This is a genomic window from Polynucleobacter sp. JS-Fieb-80-E5 (assembly GCF_018882015.1).
Lineage (GTDB): Bacteria > Pseudomonadota > Gammaproteobacteria > Burkholderiales > Burkholderiaceae > Polynucleobacter.
The window spans coordinates 207220-225454 of sequence record NZ_JACVPH010000005.1; the positions used below are offsets into that span (position 1 = coordinate 207220).

An 18235-nucleotide genomic window follows, 5' to 3' on the forward strand; every position below is an offset into this window, starting at 1 on the left:
GTAACCTCAGCCTTTCTTTATTTGCCCATATCTATAACAATTCTTCCCTTGGACTCTCCTGCTAAAGTGAGATCCATGTGGTGCCCCAATTCTTCAAGCTTGATGACGTTAGCAATTTCTTTTAAATGAATGGGGCGATATTCGTTTGCAATCTTGCTCCAGATTTTTTGCCTTATATCCATCGGTGAGCCTGCATTAACACCAATTAAGCGGACTCCTCTGAGGATAAAAGGCAGCACTGTAGTTTCTAATTCTGCACCTCCAGCATTTCCAAAGGCGGCAATGACTCCATTGACTTGCATTACACGGGTAAGCCATGACAAGGTAGAGCCTCCAACAGAATCAATTGCTCCGGCCCACTGCGCTTTTTCAAGAGGTTTGAATGTGCTCCCAGACGAAAGTCTTTCAATAACTTCTGAGGCACCAAGATTTTTGAGATACTCAACCTCATTTGATTTTCCGCTCATGGCGGTAACTTGATAGCCTCTTTGCGCCAGCATATCAATTGCAATAGTTGCCACCCCACCGGTTGCTCCAGTAACGAGTACGGGACCATTTTGTGGGCTTAATCCATTAAGTTCCATCAAATCTAAAGCTAACCCGGCTGTATATCCTGCGACACCAATAGTAGCTGTCTCAAGCAGATCGAGACCATCAGGTAATTTCATAACCCAATCAGCATTTACTCGTGCAAATTCAGCATGACCTCCGTCATGATCAACCCCAATTCCACAGCCATTTACTAGCACTTCATCACCAGGCCCAAATCGTGCATCAGAAGATTCAACTACCGTGCCAGTAAAGTCAATACCGCTAACCCTTGGCCATGCACGCACGATATTATTAAGACCTTTTGAAACTAAAGCATCTTTGTAGTTAATGCTAGAAAATGCTACTTTGATAAGGACATTACCAGGACTTAACAAATCCAATTGAATGGGTTCAATTTTTCTAGTGATTACCCCATCAATTGCATGAATGCGAAAAGCTTTAAAGGATGTATTCATATTATTCGGCTTTGATATTGGCCTGCTTGGAAACTTGTGACCACTTAACGGTCTCTGCTTTGATGTGGTCGGCAAATTCAGTGGGGGTGCTGCCAATTATCTCAACCCCTTGTTTTTGGAGGCTCTCACGGACCTCAGGATCCTTTAAGGTGGTCTGAATAGCGGTATTGAGCTTCTCAATAATGGGGGCTGGGGTCCCGGTAGGTGCCAAAATGCCCCACCAAGAATAAGCCTCCATTGGATAGCCCAACTCTTTCAAAGTTGGAATATTGGGTGTTAGGCTTGATCTGGCCGGCATTGCAATCGCTATTGGCGTTGCATTACCTGACTTTACTTGAGCCATTACTGGGCCGTAATTATCAAAGCTTAGTTGAACTTGACCGCCGATGAGCGCAGTCGTTGCTTCAGAGCTTCCTTTGTAGGGGATATGCTGTAGATTACTTTTAGAGTCATTTTTAAAGAGCTCACCCGCAAGATGTGCGCTACTGCCATTTCCTGGTGAAGCATAAGATAAGCCATCAGGATTTGATTTCGATTTAGATATTAAATCAGGTACATTTTTAATGCTTGAATTACTGGGCACGAATATATAGACAGGTACTTTAGTAATCAGGCTGACAGGCTTTAGATCCTTTTGAGCATCGTATGGCATTTTGTCAAACAATGCCACGTTTGTTGCTAAGTTGGCTGTTCCCATCAATAGGGTATAGCCATCTGGAGACGCTTTAACGACCGAGAGTGTCCCAACTTGTGTAGAGGCACCAGGTTTATTTTCAATAATAATTGGCTGACCAAGTAATTGCCCTAATTTTTGACTCATTGCTCTGGCTGCAGAGTCAGTACCGCCGCCAGCAGCATAAGGAACAATAATTCTGATGGGACGATTGGGGTAATTTACGGTTTGCCCCCAAGTGGAAGCAGCGCTCATTAAATATAGAATAAAGAGAAGGATTGAGTGAAATTTGAGTTTCATTATTTTCCTAAAATGAGAGTATTAATTAAGTGAGAGTCCAGCATTTTTAAAGGTATTCCGAGCGATATTGAGTTGATGAATTTGACTCGTTCCCTCGTAAAGCCGGAATAAACGTACATCACGATAAAATCTCTCAATCGCATTATCAGAAATATAGCCATACCCGCCCAGCATTTGTACACACCTGTCAGCAACTCTTCCACACATCTCTGAGGCAAAATATTTACAGATAGATGCCTCCATAGCAACATCTTCTCCAGCATCTCGTTTGCGTGCAGTTTCTAAAACAAGTGCTTTTGCAGCATATATTTCAGTTTGACAGTCTGCAATCATTGCTTGTACAAGCTGAAAGGCTCCAATAGGCTTGCCAAATTGCTCTCTACTGGATGTGTATTTGACAATTTCGTCTAGCATCCGAATGGCAGGACCAATACAAAGCGCCGCCAAATGAATGCGTTGCTTATTCAATACCTTCATTGCTGTTTTAAAGCCTTCACCTTCAGATCCTATGAGGTTGCTAGCAGGAATACGACAGTTTTCAAAATATACTTCTGAAACTGGAGACCCCGCTTGCCCCATTTTTTTATAAGGATTGCCAACGTTGAGGCCCGGAGTATTTCTTTCAACCAAAAACGCAGAAACACCATTGGCTTTCGGTTTATTTTGATCTGTTCTAGCCATGACGGTAAAGAGGTCGGAAATAGGGGCATTGGTAATGAAGCACTTGACACCATTTAGGATATAAGAGTCCCCATCCTTTTTTGCTGACGTCTTTAAGGAGGCTGCATCTGAGCCTGCATCGGGTTCAGTAATGGCAAAGCAACCAGTGATTTCACCGCTAGCCAATCTAGGTAAATATTTAGCTTTTTGGAATTCAGATCCATCCGCCACCAGAGCTTCAGATCCAATTCCAGTGTTGGTGCCCACCCTCGCACGAAAAGCAACTGAGCATTGAGATAATTCCATTGCAGCTAAGACCAACTCCTCTGTAGTCATCCCAAATCCGCCATAAGTTTCAGGAATTGAAAATCCAAATAACCCAAAATTAGCCATATCACTTACGATATCGGCAGGCACTTCATCCAATAAGGCAACTTCCGCTTCAAGAGGAATAAGTTTAAGTTTGCAATATTTTTGTAAAGAATCTAAAAAAGAAGAGAATTCTTCTGGGTTGCGAATCATTTCATTTCCTTAATGGAGGGCTGAGGCATATTAAGCAGTTTCATTATTAAATTCTCCATAACGTCGACTTACCCACTCTGCGATTAAACAAGGCCGCTCCTTGCCCTCTTGCTCCATGGAGATATTCCAAGTAATTTGTACTCCACCTTTAAATGGCTCCAGTGACATTAAGGTGAAGTGGGCGCGAACTCTTGCATTAACCAGAACTGGATCGGTAAATCTCACCTTATTAACTCCATAGTTGATGGATAGGGTAACGCCTTCTATAAGTACGGTATCGATAAAAAATCGACTTAAAAGAGAGAGGGTTAAAAAGCCATGAGCAACAGTGACGCCAAAAGGAGATTCTTTTGCGGCCCTTGCAGGATCAACGTGGATCCATTGCTCATCACCACCAGCTTGGGCAAATAAATTAATACGTTCTTGAGTGATTACCTGCCAGTCGGATGGGGGTAGCTGTTTTCCGACCAAGTCCTTTAATTCATTTAGAGAGCCCAACTTAATTTTGTGCATGTAGCGATCCTTTTATATGACTTTGTCAATTTTTAATTGAGATATCTCTTCATCGCTCAAGCCTAGCTGAGAATAAAAAGAGGCATTGTGGGCGCCAGCCTTTGTGCCGCTATGAGGAATATGCTCGTCTACACCAGAAAAGCGCGGCACTATACAAGGTGCAGCTATGCTTCCAAGATCTTCATCTGGTAGTCTGATGATTGCTTTCCGTTCTTTAAAGTGTGGATCATTTAAGACATCATCGATTGCATATACCTTGGTAAACGCAACTTCATTCTTATTGAGAGCGTTTGCTAAGTTTTCAAAGGTCTGAGAAGAGCACCAGTCAGAAATAATGTGATCTATTTCATCTAAATTTTTGAGGCGCGATTGATTATTGGAAAATTTTGGGTTTGTTGCTAAATCAGTCATTCCCATCGCAACGCAGAAACGCTGAAAGATTGGCTCTGATGAGCCAACTACACTAATCCATACTCCATCAGATGTTTTATAAATATTAGATGGTGCGGTATATGTTGCGCGCGAACCTGTACGCCCTCTAATGTGATTTAGTTCTTCGTATTCAACCGCTAAGGGGTCAAGTAGACGCATCATCGCTTCGGTTGCTGATAAGTCTATCTCCCGCCCAATCATATTTTTGGATCTAGAACTCTCTACTAGAGCGGCTGTTATAGAAAAAGCTCCAAATAATCCGGCAACAACATCTCCTAATGGGTAATTCATATGCTGAGGCGGGCCGTCAGTCATTCCTGTTAGATGTGTAAACCCACTCATTGCCTCGAATATCCTTGCAAAGCCTGGTCGTCGAGCATAGGGGCCAGTTTGGCCAAATCCTGTGAGGCGAAGAACGATGAGTTGAGGGTTAGCCTGATGCAAGGTTTTAATGTCTAATCCCCATTGATCAAGGGTGCCGGTCCTAAAGTTTTCTACCAGTACATCAAAAGAAGGCAGCATTCTGAGAAAGATATCTCGTCCCTTTGGTTTTCGTACGTCCAGGGTTATACCTTCCTTTCCTCTATTTGTGACTTTCCAATATAGAGAATGGTTGTCTTTCATTGGAGCAAAGGTTCTTAAAGGATCATTACTGGCAGGAAGCTCTAATTTAGTCACCTCTGCACCTAAGTCAGCACAAAGAGTTGCTGCAAATGGGCCCGCAATGACTGTAGCCATATCCAAAATACGCAACCCAGCTAAAGGACCTTTATTGCTGTTAGGAGTTTGAGGCATGTTCATCTTCTTCGGTTTATTTCCTGAGAAATTCTATTGAATCAGAGCCCAATAAAGTTATTTGGATGTTTCGCCTAGCGAAACAGTTGTTAGAATATATTGAGATTTCATTCGGAAACAACGAGGATCTATTGATCTTGAGGGAGATGAAAAAGCATGATCGATCGTCAATTTGCAATTAATCTCAGCAGGGGGTTAGAGGTTCTAAGGGCGTTTAATCCAGCTGATCAATTATTGGGTAATCGTGAGTTATGCGAAAGAACATCTCTCCCTAAAGCAACGGTTTCGCGTTTAACGTACACGCTTGAGAAATTGGGCTACTTGCTCAAAGTTGATCGCTTACAAAAGTATCGACTTGGTCCTGGTGTTTTAATGCTCGGTTATCCCATGCTAGCGGGCATGGAGATTCGCCATTTGGCTCGTCCACATATGGAGAAATTGGCAACAAAAACTAAATGGACAGTTAATTTAGGAATGCTCGGTCGTCTGGAGGTCGTATATATAGATGCTATGCGTCTTGATCGCCGAAATTTTTTAAAGCCAGACATTGGTAGTAGTAGACCTCTTTTAACTACCTCGATAGGGCGTGCACTTTTACTGGCTTCATCAGAAAAAGATCGGGACTCCATTATGAATAGACTAAAAATAGCTAATCCACCTCAATATCGAAAAGACCTACAACACTTTCAGCGGGACAAGGCTTTCTATGAAAAGAACTTTTATTGCCTTAGTCTTGGTGATTGGGAGTCAAATGTATATGCCGTCTCAGTACCACTAAGAGTTGGAAGTACTGATGATCCCATTGTTGCGCTAAATTGCACTCTCAGTGGATCAACATTATCTCAGCAAGAGATTCATCAATTGGTGATTCCTCATTTACTAGAAGCAAAACATAATATTGAAAAAGATAGCGGAAGAATCTTTATCAGTAGAAAATATTAATTCGCATAAAACACATTTATCCATAGAGAGAACACGATGAATTATGAATGCATTGATTTAAAAATTAAGGATGGAGTTGCGCTCATTTTTCTAAATCGTCCAAATAAGCGTAATGCCTTGAACGATCAAATTAGGCATGAGCTTCTTAGTGCTCTTGACTCAGTTAGCCAAGATGAAAAAATTTATGCTGTTATTTTGAGCGGAAATGGAGCTAGTTTTTGCGCGGGCGGTGATATTGATGCAATGGCGAAAAGATTGGAGCTTCCAGTTGGAGAAATAGCCATCAAGGGATGGAGGCGTCACCAAGAAATCCAGCGAATGATGGCCCTTATTCACAATATGCCAAAGCCCATGATTGCAGCCGTGAATGGCGCAGCTTTTGGATTGGGTGCTGATTTGGCTTTAGCCTGTGATTTCATTATTGCCAGTGAAAATGCATCATTCTGCTGGTCTTATATTGATAGGGCTGTAATTCCGGATGGCGGGGGAATGTATTTCTTACCTAGACGAGTGGGACTGAGTTTGGCTAAAGATTTAATCTATTCGGGTAGAAGACTTGAGTGCGAAGAGGCAATTAAAGTGGGTATCGTAGACCGTTACTCTGCGTCAGGAGATTTGATGGAGGCCGCTGAGGGATGGGCGATTACATTCAAAGATAAGGCCAAACCTGCTCTGATGTTGGGCAAGCACATACTGAATAAAACTTTTGAGTCTTCGCTAGAAGAGATGTTTTCTCAAAGCAATATGGCTCTAGGCATTTGCTTTACTTCTGTTGAGCACCGTACATCCGTTGAAAACTTTCTAAACAAATAACTATGTACAATTACCCCCATAGATAACCAAGAAAATGAAAAATTTCAACGCCTCACCTTGCTCTATAGACGCCACTGGTAAGGTAATAGTTGTGTGAAAGTAGACGATATAAATCTGTTGTCACCCATACTTGAATTGCGTGCAGCTTCACTTGCAATCCTGGCAAGTGCTGATGTGCAAAACAAAGTAAGCAAACTACTCAGATTGTTTAATGAGTATCAAGAACAAGCAATCACATTAGATCTGACTCGTAAGCTTGATGTTCAGGGTATATCTCTGCCAGGTCGCCCGCTAAAGCCAGAGCTAGTTCTTCCCAAGCTGGTTCCCAAAAGAAGAATGGATACGCCTGAAGGTAGGGCGGGTTTATTGCATTCACTTGCACATATTGAATTCAATGCTATGAACCTAGCGCTAGATGCAATCTGGCGGTTTCCAGATATGCCCAAGGAATACTATGAAGATTGGCTGAAGGTTGCCAAAGAAGAGGCTTATCACTTTAGCTTAATAGACGAGCATTTACATGCGCTTGGATTTTCTTACGGAGATTTTCCTGCTCACAATAGTTTGTGGGAGATGGTTGAGAGAACGACTGATTCAGTTATTGCCAGAATGGCACTAGTACCAAGAACCATGGAAGCCAGAGGCTTAGATGCGGTGCCAGCAATTTGTGATCGCTTCAAGCAAATTAAAGAGTCTAGAGCGGTAGAGATTTTAGAAATCATCCTCAATGATGAAATTGGACACGTACTTATAGGTAACCGCTGGTTTAATTTCTTATGCGATAAAGATCGTCTTTCTCCGATTGCCACGTATCGAGAGTTGGCGATTCAATATCGAGCGCCTATTTTAAAAGCACCATTCAATATGGAGGCTCGTCAACAGGCTGGTTTTACATCTGAAGAGTTAAGCCTTCTTGGGTCATAGTCAATACATATGAAGGTATTAAGCCTCATTCCTCCAATGACTCAGCTCAATACGCCGTATCCTTCTACGGCCTATCTAACAGGGTTTTTGAGATCTCGTGACATTGATGCTGTTCAAGAAGATCTGGCTTTGGCTCTAGTGCTCAGTTTTTTTACGCCTGAGGGTATTGCAGAGATTCGTGCTGAAGCAATCAATATCCCTGAAGAAAATCGTAGTGCTAGTGTCAATTTTTTCTTGGACCACTTTACGGCTTATCAGTCTAGTATTGCGCCTGTGATTGCTTTCCTGCAGGGGCGCGATAGCACTCTGAGTCATCGCATCAATGCTCGAGGTTTCTTGCCTGAGGGGCCACGCTTTGCTTCTTTGGATGCATTTGACGATGAGGAGGCGGGCGATTCTTTGGCTTGGGCATTTGGCGCTTTGGGCTCTCAAGATCGGGCGCGTCATTTTGCAACCCTCTATCTCAACGATCTTTCAGATGTCTTGCGTGATGCCGTTGACGATCGTTTTGAATTCGTTCGCTATGCAGAATCTCTAGCAGGGAGTCAACCCACATTTACGCCTTTAGAGAGTGCATTGAACGCTAAGCCAACACTGATGGATTTACATCTGCAGAAGCTTACAAAACATACGATTAAAAAACACGATCCTAGTTTGGTGCTCTTATCAGTCCCTTTTCCGGGAGCAATGTATGCGGCCTTGCGTATAGCCCAAGTGATTAAAAAATCATATCCAGAAATCAAGATTGCTTTGGGTGGTGGTTATGTCAATACTGAGCTTCGAGAGTTATCCGATGCTCGCATCTTTGATTATGTGGATTTCATTACGCTAGATTCTGGTGAGAGACCGCTGCTTGCGTTGCTCGAGCACATTGGTGGCAAACGCTCTACCGAAAGATTGGTGCGCACCTTTATTCGGAATTCTAGTAATCAAGTGCAATATCTCAATTGGCAAGAACTTGATGTGCCTTTTGAAGAGGTTGGCACTGCTACTTGGGATGGGTTACCGCTAGATTCTTATTTATCTCTTTTGGATATGCTCAATCCGATGCATCGCCTATGGAGTGACGGCCGCTGGAATAAGCTGACTGTTGCGCATGGCTGTTATTGGAAAAAGTGCAGTTTTTGTGATGTGTCCCTTGATTATATTTCTCGTTATGAAACTGCTTCAGCGAGCTTGCTAGTGGATCGTATCGAGCAAATTATTGCTGAGACTGGGCAAACGGGGTTTCACTTTGTCGATGAAGCAGCCCCACCAAAAATATTAAAGGCTCTTGCTGAGGAACTCATTCGCCGTCAGGTGCTGATCTCGTGGTGGGGCAATATTCGCTTTGAGAAAACCTTCACCCCTGAATTGGCTGAACTTTTGGCTCAGAGTGGTTGTATTGCCATGTCAGGCGGCCTTGAAGTGGCTTCCGATCGCCTTCTCAATTTGATGAAAAAAGGAGTGTCAGTTGAGCAGGTAGCTCGAGTGACTAAGGGCTTCTCGGATACTGGTATTTTGGTACACGCATATCTGATGTATGGTTTTCCAACTCAAACAGTTCAAGAAACAGTAGATGCCTTGGAATACGTGAAGCAACTTTTTGAGAATGGTTGCATCCAAAGTGGATTCTTCCATCGCTTCACCTGTACAGTGCATTCTCCTGTGGGTCTGAATCCACAAGAATATGGCATTGAACTCGTTCCTTTGCCGGAAATTACGTTTGCCAAGAATGATGTTGCCTTTATTGACCCTACTGGGGTTGATCATGACGTCCTCGGCCAGGGGCTGAAAAAGGCAATCTATAACTATATGCATGGCGTTGGCTTTGATATGAAAGTTGAGTCCTGGTTTAAGGGGTTGGGGGTCACTATTCCGAAGACAACTATCCCAAATAATTTCATAGAAAATACCCTATACCAATAGCTAGCTTGCATGACCTAGAAGTAAAATTATTTGCATAGTGTTAAATGAATGTAGGAGAGAGAAATGAACTTATCACGCCGTTCTTTTATTGCATCAGCCGCCTTAGTGCCAGTTGCCTGTGGAGTTCCATTGGCCTATCAGCGGGGTACTCCAGTTGCACAGCCTAAACCTACTCCGAACGTGAGAGCTCCTCAGGTAGGCCAAGAGTGGACATATGTAAAGCGTGATGCTTTTGACGGCAAGACTCTGGGTGTCATTACCGAAAGGGTGGCTAGCCTAGGATCAAACATTGTGATTGATCGTACAGATGATAGCGGGGCAAGATTGCCTAGTGAGATCCAAGGCCCATGGGGGGTTGTTCAAACTGATACTGCTTGGCCGCGCGTGATGAGCTTTAAGCCACCAATTCCCTTGTGGCCTCAAGAGCTAAGCTCTAGCTGGAGTAAGCAGTTAAATACAAAATACAGTTTGGCTGGATATTCCGAGAACTCATATGGTTGGCAGGAATACATGAGCGCGCATGGCTGGGAGCAGATTACCGTGCCTGCCGGAACTTTTTTAACTTTGCGTTATCAAAACTTGATTAATTATGAGAGTAATGACGATAACAAGGTTAACTGCATTCGTAAGGAAACGATTTGGTTCGCACCAAGTATTGGTCGCTGGGTAGCGCGTGAGTCCTCTGGCTCATACATGATTCAGGGTCAATTGGGTATGCCAAATTTAGAAGATAGCTTTCAATGGCAATTAACTTCTTACAAGTAAAGACTTTGCGCCGTTTAATTTTACTGGCGCTACCTGCTTTTCTCATGGCGTGTGTTGCCTCTCAGCCTGTTCCCAAGGGAGTTATTGAGACACAGCCAATACCAACCCCTACCGTAAGAGCGCCAAAGGTAGGGCAAGAATGGGTCTACCAGGTTCGCAATGTATTTAATCAAGAGATTATTGACACTATTACTGAAAAAGTAGTTTCAGTAGGCAACGAAGTGCGAATTGCTCGTAAAAGCCTGAAGTCGGGATCGCTTCCCGATGAAATTCAATCTCCGTGGGGATTTGTGCTGCAAGATCCCCATTGGCAGCCACCGCAGAAATTTTCAAAACCCATTTCTCTATGGCCTCAGCAATTACAGATTGGCTGGAGTGAATTTTTTACTACTCACTACCAAGTCCCCAACTATCCTGATGGTAGTTATTACTGGGGGCTTAGTATGACTGTATCTCAATGGGAGCGCATTCAGACTCCGGCTGGAGAATTTACCGTTCTGCGGTTTCATAACGAAATACCTAATTTTGTCAGCAATGATCTATTTAGGGTTGGTAATGTGAGGCAAGAGGACTTATGGTTTGCGCCAGAAATCGGGCGCTGGGCTATTCGGCGTAGTTCAGGGCGCTACATTACTTCAGGTGTTTATTGGTCCAATGCCTATTGGGAGGACTACCTGGAGTGGGAGTTAATCTCCTGGAAGTAAGTAAAGCGCTTAAAATAGCCTTATCGTTATGTATACCGTAAAAGAACTATTTCCCACGCTTCAGGGCGAAGGTGCCCACGCTGGTAGGGCGGCAGTGTTTTGTCGCTTTGCTGGCTGTAACCTTTGGAGTGGTCGCGAAGAAGACCGCTCAACTGCCATTTGTCAGTTTTGCGACACCGATTTTGTAGGTAGCGATGGCTTGGGAGGCGGTAAGTTTGAAACTGCCATTTCCCTAGCGGATGCAATTGAGGCTTCATGGCGAAGTACTTCGGCCGGTCCTCAGCAGCGCTATGTAGTTTTTACCGGCGGCGAACCTCTATTACAACTGGATGAAGAGTTAATTGCTGCGCTTCACCAAAAAGGGTTTGCTGTAGCTATTGAAACTAATGGCACCATTAAAGTTCCCAAGGGAATCGATTGGGTATGTGTAAGTCCAAAAGCAGGATCTGAACTCATTGTTCTGCAAGCAGATGAGTTAAAGCTAGTGATTCCGCAAAACGATCACCAGCCGCTAGAAAAGTTAATGGCCCGTTTTGAGGGAATGGATTATCGCAATCGTTTCTTACAACCGATGGATAGCCAGAACCTGAAAAACAATACTGAATTGGCGGTAAGCTTATGTCAAAAACGTCCTTTGTGGAGACTAAGTCTGCAATCTCATAAACTCATTGGGATTCGTTAATATGAATCAGTTCAAATCAGAATACTTTAGTACTCAATGACCAATAAACAAGCCCCTATTTCCATTACCCGTCGTCTTGAGTTTGACTCAGGACATCGTATTCCAAACCATGATGGGCAATGTCGTCATCTTCATGGGCATCGTTATGCGATTGAAGTGACGCTGATTGGTGAAGTGGCAGAGCACCCCGGTAAAGCTGATGATGGAATGGTGCTTGATTTTGGTGACATCAAACGCCTAACTAACCAATACATCGTGGATCTTTGGGATCATGCATTTTTAGTCGCCAAGGAAGATGAGGGTTTAGTTGCTTTTTTGGCGAGCTTGCCAAATCATAAGACGGTAATCATGGATCACGTCCCTACTGTGGAGAATCTTGCTCGCGCCGCTTTTGCTATCTTGCAACCAGTGTTTAGCAAAGCATTTAGTGGTCGCCTCGAGCTTTCTGCTATTCGCCTTTATGAGACTCCCAATTGCTGGGCTGATGTTCGTCCTGTTTAAATGACGCAAGCAGAGCTTGACCAGCAATATATGCAGATGGCAATTGAGCAGGCTCAATTGGCAGCTCAGGCGGGCGAGGTTCCTGTAGGGGCGGTGTTAGTTAAAGATGGCAAGGTTGTTTCAAAGGCATTCAATAAACCCATTACCAATCATGATCCTAGTGCCCATGCTGAAATGCTGGCCTTGCGAGAAGCTTCACTAGCCCAAGAAAATTACCGCATCCCAGGAAGCACGCTTTATGTGACCCTGGAGCCATGCGCGATGTGTTCTGGCGCCATGCTTCATGCTAGGATTGATCGTGTAGTCTATGGCGCGCCCGATCCCAAAACGGGTGCTGCTGGCAGCGTAATAGACTTATTCGCCTCTAAGAAGATTAACCACCAAACTAGCGTAGAGGGTGGCATCATGAGTGAGGAGTGCGGTCAGTTGCTGCGTGATTTTTTTAAGGGACGACGTTGAAAGCCATTCACCTGATTGCTCCATCTGGAGCAAGTTTAGATAGCAAAAGCCCGCTGGCTGGCATCGACTGGTTAGGGCAACAGGGTAATGTCGTCCAAAATACCGATTGTGTGCGGCGAGTATATGAGCGCTTTGCTGGCAGTGACGAAGAGCGCCTTACTGAATTCAATAGTATTGCTAACTTAGATCCTCAGACCATAGTAATGGCTATGCGCGGTGGGTACGGTCTTCATCGTTTGCTTCCCGGGATTGAGTGGGATGCAATAGCAAAGGCCACTCAAAAGGGTTTACAAATTTGCGGTCACAGTGATTTCACAGTCTTTCAGTTGGGATTGCTTGCAAAGACAGGTGCTATTACTTTGGCTGGACCAATGTTGAATTATGACTTTGGGCGCCTAGGTGATGATGGTGCACCAGTGGTTCCAGATGAATTCATGTGGCAGCATTTCCAGACTGCAGTACAAGATCGCAAGCTCGATTGCCAGGTATCAATCCCACAATCTTTCTTGGGTGCTCAAAGTTCACGATCTCTCACAGGTTTTTTGTGGGGCGGTAATTTAACGGTATTAGCTGGTTTGGTAGGCACACCATATCTTCCATCTGCCAATCAAACCCAGGGCGGTATCTTATTCTTGGAAGATGTGAATGAGCATCCTTATCGAATCGAGAGAATGTTGATGCAACTTCTAGATGCAGGCGTCCTATCTAATCAGGGCGCCATAGTATTAGGTGGTTTTTCTGCATACCGCTTGTACGATAACGACAAAGGCTACTCACTCGAGCGGGCGATTGAAGCTGTTCGTAATCGCTTAGCAGAAGACATTCCAATCTTGACGGGCCTACCTTTTGGGCATCAGGCAAATAAATTAACATTACCTATTGGCGCCATAGCTCGCTTAGATTTCAATACAAGTGGGTTTGAACTGAAGGCGAAGTGGTGATTTTTTTTAACAATCATTTGGCCCGTCTTTTCTTAGATGGCATTTTAGTTTTAATTGCGCTTACCTTTACAGGAGCAGTAATGGCAACTGAAGAGCCGAAATATACTGTTCTTGAAAAAGAATCGCCTTTTGAAGTTCGATCATATGCGCCTATGCTGGTGGCTGAGGTTCAAGTTGAAGGGGATTTGGATAGCGCTTCCGGTCAAGGCTTTCGTTTAATTGCAGCCTATATATTCGGGCAGAATCAAGTTAGCGAAAAAATAGCGATGACGGCACCAGTGACGGTGGCCGATCAAACGATTAAGAGCGCTAAGATTGCCATGACCACTCCAGTTGGAATTGAGCCTAATGCTGGTAAATGGACTGTATCTTTTGTGATGCCTGCTGAGTACACCATGGAGACAATACCAAAGCCCACGAATTCACAGGTGCAACTACGTCAAATTCCCGCAATGAAAAAAGCAGTCATCAGTTTTACAGGGTTTTATAACGATCAAAAAGTGGCTGAAAAAACGCTCGAACTAGAGCAGTGGATCAAATCCCGCAATCTTCAAAGTGCCGGGGCTCCAAATTTCGCGCGCTATAACCCGCCATGGACCTTACCCTTCATGCGTCGTAACGAGGTCATGATTAACCTCCGTGACTAGTTCTTTGCTTCAAAGCTTTTTAGTAAGAACTGTCCACCGCCATTTATACCTAAAGCTTTAGTTAAGGTTGGTAAGGCCTGAGCCAGATGTTTTTCAAGAGTCCAGGGCGGATTGATGATGAACATGCCGCTGCACTGAAGGCGTCGCTCACCAGGTGCATTCTCCACACGCAATTCTGTATGGAGCCAAGAGCGATTATGGGCAGCCGCAATTTTTTTCAAACGATCGGGCAGGGCGATCGACTCTCTTCTGGAAATTACGGGATACCAAATAGCATAGCAGCCTGTAGCAAAGCGTTGTAGGGCTTCTTCCATAGCGGTCTCTAGAGAGCGATAGTCTTGTTTATCTTCGTAAGAAGGATCAATTAATACTAAGCCACGGCGACTTGGGGGAGGTAGCAAACCCTTTAGTCTGGCAAAGCTATTTTCTGCATAAATATCAATCTGTTTTGATTGTTTCAGCTCACCAATATTGTGGCGAAGGATGTCAATTTCTTTGGGATGTAGTTCAAATAACTTGAGCCGGTCTTGTTGGCGTAATAGTCTAGCCAAAATGAATGGGGAGCCAGGATAGGTCGTGAGCTGCCCAGCAACATTCTCTATTTCAACAAACTTTAAATACTCTTGAATACTTTCTGGCACCGGTATATTTGCAGTTACACAAGTTTCTACATATTGCATCAGACGAAAAATTCCACCATCTGCTTCTTTGCTCACAGCTGAGAAGCCATCTTGTAGGCTATAGATTCCTGCACCCGCGTGTGTATCAACAAGCATAAGCGCACCCGGTTTTTCTTGCAGATACTGAACCAAATGAATTAAGGTAAGGTGCTTCAGAATGTCTGCGTGGCTGCCCGCATGAAATGCATGTCGATAACTAAACATTCTGAATTATTCTGCCTTGTGAGGTGCTGGTGCAAATTGCGCTCTGACATAGAAGGCTAGAGTAGAAGCCACTATAGCAATAGATAAATATTGCAAAGGAAGATTTAATTCTAGATCCATGATTTGAGTGAGATGGGCATAAATTGCGACAACACCACCAAGCGCGATTAGATGTGTCCAGATTTTTCTTGGACCCAATTGATTTACTGGAAATTGATTAGCCATTAGTGCCCCGACCATGCCGCACCACATGCCAAAACCTGCTCCGCCTAAAACATCAGTGAGCCAGTGAGCCCCTACTGCATTACGTGAAAGGCCCACCAGTGCGGCCAATAAAAATAAGATAAGTAGTGGTGTGCGTTTCTCTTTGTTGGCAGAAAAATATAAAGCGCTCGCAATGGCAAATGCAGTTAGGGTATGCCCAGAAGGAAAAGCTTTATGTAGCAGGGCTTCGCCGATGCGATGAAAGCTTCCATCTATTAGTACGCCTGCTGGCCTTGGCAAATTAAATAAGCCTTTTAAAAGGGGGCTTGTTAATGCGGCCAATACACCGGCAAAAATTCCAGCAGTGAGCATTCTTGGTGCCAGTAATAGTAGCGGAAAGGCTAAAGCGAAAACACCCCAGCCATTACCTAAAAAAGTCAGCCAAGCCCAAAGAATATTTGGTAGCTGCTGCGTTAGTTGATTAATGAATAGGAAGCTGCTACTTTGAAGCTCGCCAAAGTAGATTGCAGATGCAAGTGCAATTGGCGCTAGTGGAATAAACCAAGCAAATTGAGGTATTGCCTTTTTGTTCATCCAGCTTAGCGAGCCTTTGCCTTGTCAGCATCTTGCAATTGCTTGATTACTTTGTCTAGGACATGTGGAACAGTGATGGCCTGCATGCACACATTGTCCTGACAAGGGGTTTTACGATGATTGGCAGCGCTCACGCAGGGCGAGCAAGCAAGATTGGCAGTGATCGCAATAGAATTGCCAACAGAGCCATAAAGTGCTGGAGTCTCCGGTCCAAAGAGAACAACAGTTCTCAGTGGTGTCACGGCTGAAAAGTGACCAGGACCAGAGTCGTTAGTAACCATGACATCTGATAGGGTGTACAACGGTGGCAGCTCAGCAAAGCTGACCTGTCCGGCAAAGTTCAATGCATTCTTAACATTAGCAACAGCGCGAACTTTTTCAACATACACAAACTCAGCAGGTGAGCCGGTAATCAAGATGAGATCATTTGGATATTGCTGATGAATTGCTTGAATCAGCTCAGAAAAACGTTGTTGCGCCCAACGTCGCTGTGGAAGTAGATCGCTTGCATTCGGATTGATCAGAATGAGGCGGTCTTTCCCCGGGGTGTAATTGATGCGGGCCTCTTTAGCCATTTTTTCAATACGCTCGCGCACCTTTTCCAGCACGCTTTGATTGATGATGGCTTGCTCTAGGCGTACTTCAGAATCCGGAATCTCAATCTTGCTAAATGGAACTTCAATTTTTTGGGCAAATGCCGCATGAATTAAAGATAGAAAATTCTTAGTAATGTGGATATGCGGGTTGTAGTGCACCTTGCGAGTGAGCATAAAGCCGCGCCACAAACCTTCACCATGAAAAATGTGATAACCGACGCGACGACGAGCGCCACACATACCAGTCAGTAGGGCGGTAAATCGAGAGAACAACTCTAGGTCAATGACGGTATCAATGCGGTGTTTGCGAGCAAGAACCAAAAAGCGCAGCGTATCCTTGATTAATCCGCCCAAGCTAGATGAGTCAATTGTGAAGATATTTTCTGGTTTAACAGTGTTGAGTAAAGTCAGGCTGGCGCGATTGCTTTTGAAGATCAAGAAAAACAATTCTGCTCCACGAGCTTTTGCATTACGCATTGCAGGGTCTACCAGAATGGCGCTGCCCATTTCTGAGAGTTCAATAAAGAGTAATTTTTTTGGAGTCTCTGGCCCGTGATTGAATATATTTTTTATGCGATCAATCAAAGCGATAAATGGGCTAACGATTGCACAAAGAGGTACGCCGACCCAATGATCAATCGCACGCATAGTGTTGACACTAATAGTCATAGTTTGGCTCTAAAAAATTATTTTCGTTTTAATAAAAAATAGGCGCCTGGTAGCACCGATAAAACAGTAATTGCTCCGTAGCTAATAGAGGCTAATACTGTTAGCGAGGGGTTAACACCCCATAAGGCCAGGACAGATGAAAGGGTGGCTTCACGCAAGCCCCATCCCGAAATACTAATTGGCAACATGAGCAACAGGCTGAGTGCAGGTAAGCCAATCATTAAGCCTTCGATAGGTGCATCTACACCGTAAGCCTTAAGACAAAAGAGTAGCGTCAAAATAGTGAGGAAATGAATGCCAATCGCCAGGCATGCTTGAGCAATATTGTTAGGCCACGCAAACGCTAGCTGGATACCAGGCATCGCGTTATTCATATTGAAGCGTTCTAAGAGTTTTTGCAGGAGTTGCTTGCTAGGCCCCCAGGCGAGTATCAGAGCAATCGCTACACCGGCTAGTAGCATGACTGCTATTACCGCGTAACCTAAATCTTGACCCCATGCTGCGAGGGTGGCGCCACCCAAAATCAAGCCAATCCCGCCTAGTAAATTGTTGCCCGCTAAACCAAGAAGGCGATCTACCAACACCATCGAAAAACTTAAACGCAATTTAGGGGTGGCATGCCCAAGGTCTACTGAGTGATGAAGTTCATCATCCAACTCTTTGGTTTCCGAGAGATTGCCGGTGCTGGTCAAATGCGTTGCAGTAATGGCGCGATAACTATCGCCACCCAAGGTACTAGGCAGACCTTGGTTAATGAGACCGCCTGTAAAGTAGAGGCCGATATAAGAGCGAATACGGCGGGGAAATCCCACTCTTTGCATAAACAAGCCCCAGCGATATCCGCCACAAATAAATGCCAACATCATGCTTGCTAGAGCCGCTAAGAACCATAGAGGCTGCATCTGAATATGGGTATCAAATAGTGAGCGCCAATCAATTCCACTTGTTGCTTTCCAAAGCAGAGCAACGGAGAGTAGAACGCGAATAGTAGGCCAAGCCTTCTTCAGAATGGATTTCCACCCCGATTGGCTCTTTGGGGTGGGTTGGGCTTGTGAACTCATAAGCGTAAGGATAATGCCTCGGGCGCCTAAGGTCTTGAA

20 protein-coding genes are annotated in these 18235 nt (G+C 44.3%); 11 read left to right on the forward strand and 9 right to left on the reverse strand.

Translation table 11 applies throughout. From position 1 onward, the window contains the following. Window positions 1-17: 17 nt before the first annotated feature. The 5 genes from ICN44_RS09200 to ICN44_RS09220 are packed head-to-tail and all read right to left on the reverse strand — an operon-like array spanning window position 18 to window position 4902. Window positions 18-1007: an acryloyl-CoA reductase gene (locus tag ICN44_RS09200; RefSeq protein WP_216263634.1), complete on the reverse strand. Its 990-nt coding sequence runs from the start codon at window positions 1005-1007 to the stop codon at window positions 18-20. A 1-nt stretch (window position 1008) separates the two neighbouring features. Further along, window positions 1009-1980 carry a tripartite tricarboxylate transporter substrate binding protein gene (locus tag ICN44_RS09205; RefSeq protein ID WP_216263635.1) on the reverse strand — a complete coding sequence of 324 codons (972 nt, stop codon included), beginning with the start codon at window positions 1978-1980 and terminating at the stop codon, window positions 1009-1011. A 21-nt stretch (window positions 1981-2001) separates the two neighbouring features. Continuing rightward, window positions 2002-3162: an acyl-CoA dehydrogenase family protein gene (locus tag ICN44_RS09210; protein ID WP_216263637.1), complete on the reverse strand. Its 1161-nt coding sequence runs from the start codon at window positions 3160-3162 to the stop codon at window positions 2002-2004. A 30-nt stretch (window positions 3163-3192) separates the two neighbouring features. Further along, window positions 3193-3675 carry a MaoC family dehydratase gene (locus ICN44_RS09215; RefSeq protein WP_216263642.1) on the reverse strand — a complete coding sequence of 161 codons (483 nt, stop codon included), beginning with the start codon at window positions 3673-3675 and terminating at the stop codon, window positions 3193-3195. 12 nt (window positions 3676-3687) lie between these two features. Next, window positions 3688-4902 carry a CaiB/BaiF CoA-transferase family protein gene (locus ICN44_RS09220; RefSeq protein WP_216263748.1) on the reverse strand — a complete coding sequence of 405 codons (1215 nt, stop codon included), beginning with the start codon at window positions 4900-4902 and terminating at the stop codon, window positions 3688-3690. Window positions 4903-5058: 156 nt separating this feature from the next. Here ICN44_RS09220 and ICN44_RS09225 point away from each other — a divergent pair, with 156 nt between their 5' ends. The 11 genes from ICN44_RS09225 to ICN44_RS09275 all read left to right on the forward strand — a co-directional run bounded on the left by ICN44_RS09225 (window position 5059) and on the right by ICN44_RS09275 (window position 14188). Further along, a complete protein-coding gene (locus tag ICN44_RS09225; protein ID WP_216263643.1) occupies window positions 5059-5844 on the forward strand; it encodes an IclR family transcriptional regulator in 786 nt (261 codons plus the stop codon). A gap of 36 nt (window positions 5845-5880) precedes the next feature. Continuing rightward, window positions 5881-6657 carry an enoyl-CoA hydratase/isomerase family protein gene (locus tag ICN44_RS09230; protein WP_216263645.1) on the forward strand — a complete coding sequence of 259 codons (777 nt, stop codon included), beginning with the start codon at window positions 5881-5883 and terminating at the stop codon, window positions 6655-6657. Between the two features lie 126 nt (window positions 6658-6783). Continuing rightward, window positions 6784-7581 carry a DUF455 family protein gene (locus ICN44_RS09235; protein ID WP_216263749.1) on the forward strand — a complete coding sequence of 266 codons (798 nt, stop codon included), beginning with the start codon at window positions 6784-6786 and terminating at the stop codon, window positions 7579-7581. Window positions 7582-7590: 9 nt separating this feature from the next. Next, entirely contained in the window at window positions 7591-9489 is a 1899-nt protein-coding gene (locus ICN44_RS09240; RefSeq protein ID WP_216263646.1) for a radical SAM protein, read from the forward strand. Between the two features lie 63 nt (window positions 9490-9552). Then, window positions 9553-10254: a hypothetical protein gene (locus ICN44_RS09245; RefSeq protein WP_216263648.1), complete on the forward strand. Its 702-nt coding sequence runs from the start codon at window positions 9553-9555 to the stop codon at window positions 10252-10254. After that, window positions 10230-10958: a hypothetical protein gene (locus tag ICN44_RS09250; RefSeq protein ID WP_216263649.1), complete on the forward strand. Its 729-nt coding sequence runs from the start codon at window positions 10230-10232 to the stop codon at window positions 10956-10958. The genes ICN44_RS09245 and ICN44_RS09250 overlap by 25 nt, the downstream gene beginning before the upstream one ends. A gap of 28 nt (window positions 10959-10986) precedes the next feature. Beyond that, window positions 10987-11640: a 7-carboxy-7-deazaguanine synthase gene (gene queE, locus ICN44_RS09255; protein WP_216263650.1), complete on the forward strand. Its 654-nt coding sequence runs from the start codon at window positions 10987-10989 to the stop codon at window positions 11638-11640. Window positions 11641-11676: 36 nt separating this feature from the next. Beyond that, the gene (queD, locus tag ICN44_RS09260) at window positions 11677-12141 is read left to right on the forward strand and encodes a 6-carboxytetrahydropterin synthase QueD (protein WP_216263651.1); all 465 of its coding nucleotides are present in this window, start codon (window positions 11677-11679) and stop codon (window positions 12139-12141) included. Next, window positions 12142-12600, forward strand: a complete 459-nt coding sequence (tadA, locus tag ICN44_RS09265; protein WP_216263652.1) for a tRNA adenosine(34) deaminase TadA — start codon at window positions 12142-12144, stop codon at window positions 12598-12600. Then, a complete protein-coding gene (locus tag ICN44_RS09270; protein WP_216263653.1) occupies window positions 12597-13541 on the forward strand; it encodes an LD-carboxypeptidase in 945 nt (314 codons plus the stop codon). The genes tadA and ICN44_RS09270 overlap by 4 nt, the downstream gene beginning before the upstream one ends. After that, window positions 13538-14188, forward strand: a complete 651-nt coding sequence (locus ICN44_RS09275) for a heme-binding protein (protein ID WP_370624895.1) — start codon at window positions 13538-13540, stop codon at window positions 14186-14188. Before ICN44_RS09270 ends, ICN44_RS09275 begins: the two co-directional genes overlap by 4 nt. On the opposite strand, the gene ICN44_RS09280 is transcribed toward ICN44_RS09275, so the two are convergent. The 4 genes from ICN44_RS09280 to ICN44_RS09295 are packed head-to-tail and all read right to left on the reverse strand — an operon-like array spanning window position 14185 to window position 18196. Beyond that, a complete protein-coding gene (locus ICN44_RS09280; protein ID WP_216263654.1) occupies window positions 14185-15072 on the reverse strand; it encodes a 23S rRNA (adenine(2030)-N(6))-methyltransferase RlmJ in 888 nt (295 codons plus the stop codon). The two genes, ICN44_RS09275 and ICN44_RS09280, sit on opposite strands and share 4 nt — an antisense overlap. Before the next feature lie 6 nt (window positions 15073-15078). After that, window positions 15079-15870 carry a phosphatase PAP2 family protein gene (locus ICN44_RS09285; RefSeq protein WP_216263656.1) on the reverse strand — a complete coding sequence of 264 codons (792 nt, stop codon included), beginning with the start codon at window positions 15868-15870 and terminating at the stop codon, window positions 15079-15081. A gap of 5 nt (window positions 15871-15875) precedes the next feature. Then, window positions 15876-17135 carry a glycosyltransferase family 9 protein gene (locus tag ICN44_RS09290; RefSeq protein ID WP_216263660.1) on the reverse strand — a complete coding sequence of 420 codons (1260 nt, stop codon included), beginning with the start codon at window positions 17133-17135 and terminating at the stop codon, window positions 15876-15878. A 17-nt stretch (window positions 17136-17152) separates the two neighbouring features. Continuing rightward, window positions 17153-18196: a lysylphosphatidylglycerol synthase transmembrane domain-containing protein gene (locus tag ICN44_RS09295; protein WP_216263662.1), complete on the reverse strand. Its 1044-nt coding sequence runs from the start codon at window positions 18194-18196 to the stop codon at window positions 17153-17155. Window positions 18197-18235 lie beyond the last annotated feature (39 nt).